The sequence below is a fragment of the Spirillospora sp. NPDC049652 genome, from assembly GCF_040675125.1.
Taxonomy (GTDB): Bacteria; Actinomycetota; Actinomycetes; order Streptosporangiales; family Streptosporangiaceae; genus Spirillospora.
In genome coordinates, this window is sequence record NZ_JBFAOF010001331.1 from 1 (window position 1) to 1,553 (window position 1,553).

General features: G+C 77.3%; 2 protein-coding genes. Both read left to right on the plus strand.

The annotated features are described in order from the left end of the window. Nucleotides 1-566: carbamoyltransferase C-terminal domain-containing protein (locus AB0J52_RS39905; RefSeq protein ID WP_500188352.1), on the plus strand; the 566-nt coding region annotated here is incomplete at its 5' end. Then, nucleotides 563-1,553, plus strand: a 991-nt coding sequence (locus tag AB0J52_RS39910) for a glycosyltransferase family 2 protein (RefSeq protein ID WP_500188353.1), incomplete at its 3' end; no start/stop codon positions are given. The genes AB0J52_RS39905 and AB0J52_RS39910, both read left to right, overlap by 4 nt.

The following is a 1,553-nucleotide window of genomic DNA, read 5'->3' on the forward strand; positions in this document are numbered from 1 at the left end:
TGCCGTACGAGCGTCCGGACGACCTGGCCGCGACGGTCGCCGAGGAACTCGCCCGCAACCGCATCGTGGCGTGGTTCCAGGGCCGGTCGGAGTACGGGCCGCGCGCCCTCGGCCACCGGTCGCTGCTGGCCCACCCGGGCGACCCCGGCAACGTGGACCGGCTGAACGCGGTGAAGGGCCGCGAGCGCTTCCGGCCGATCGCGCCGATGGTCGCGCTCGACCACGCCGCCGAGATCTTCGAGGGGCCGATCCCGAGCCCGTACATGCTGTTCGTGCACGACGTGAAACCGGAGTGGCGGGACCGGATCCCGGCCGTCGTGCACGTGGACGGCACCGCCCGCATCCAGACGGTCGACCCGGCCGACAAGCCGCTCGTCGCCGCCGTCCTGGAGGAGTTCCGGGCGCGCACCGGCCTGCCGGTCGTGGTCAATACCAGCCTCAACACCGCCGGGCGGCCCATGGTGGACGACCCGCGCGACGCGCTGGAGTGCTTCGGGTCGGCCCCGGTCGACCTGCTGGTCCTCGGCCCGTACACCGTCCGGCGCGAGGCGGTGTTCGCGGCATGAGGTACTCGGTCGTGATCCCCACCGTCGGCCGTCCGAGCCTGCACCGGACGCTGTCGGCGCTGCTCGGCTCGGCCGGGCCGCCGCCCGCCGAGATCGTGGTCGTGGACGACCGGCCCCGGCCCGGGGCGCCGCTCCCCCTGCCGGACGGCGCGGACGAGCGGCTGCGCGTGCTCCGGTCGGGCGGGCGCGGCCCCGCCGCCGCCCGCAACAAGGGCTGGCGGGCGGCGTCCTGCGAGTGGATCGTGTTCCTCGACGACGACGTCGTGCCCGATCCCGACTGGGCGCGGCGGCTCCGCGACGACCTGGCCGGGCTCGCGGGCACGGTCGCCGGGTCGCAGGGGCGGCTCACCGTCCCGCTGCCGCCGGACCGGCCGCCCACCGACTGGGAGCGCAACACCGCCGGGCTGGAGACGGCGGCCTGGATCACCGCGGACATGGCGTACCGGCGCCCGGTGCTGCTGCTGGTCGGCGGGTTCGACGAGCGCTTCCGCCGCGCCTTCCGCGAGGACGCGGACCTGGCGCTGCGCGTCACCAGGGCGGGCCACGAGCTGGTCCGCGGCGAGCGGCACGTCACGCATCCGGCGCGTCCGGCCGGGTTCTGGGCGTCGGTGAGAGCGCAGGCCGGGAACGCCGACGACGCGCTGATGAACGCGCTGCACGGGCACGGCTGGTACGAGCACGCGCAGGCCCCGCGCGGCCGGTTCGGACGGCACGTCGCGACCACGGCCGCCGGGGTGCTCGCCTTCACCGCGCTGGCCACCGCCTCCGTCCGGACCGTCCTCGCGCAGGGCGGCTCCGCGGGGACGGCGCCGGCCCTGCGCGGTCCCGGCCGGAACCGTCCGGGACGCGCCGGTCCTCGGCGCCGCCGGCCGGCGGTCCTCGCCGGGGTGGCCTGGGCGGTGCTGACGGCCGAGTTCGCCGCGGCCCGCATCCGGCCCGGCCCCGCCACGGCGTCGGAGATCCTCCGGATGGCCGTGACCAGCGCCG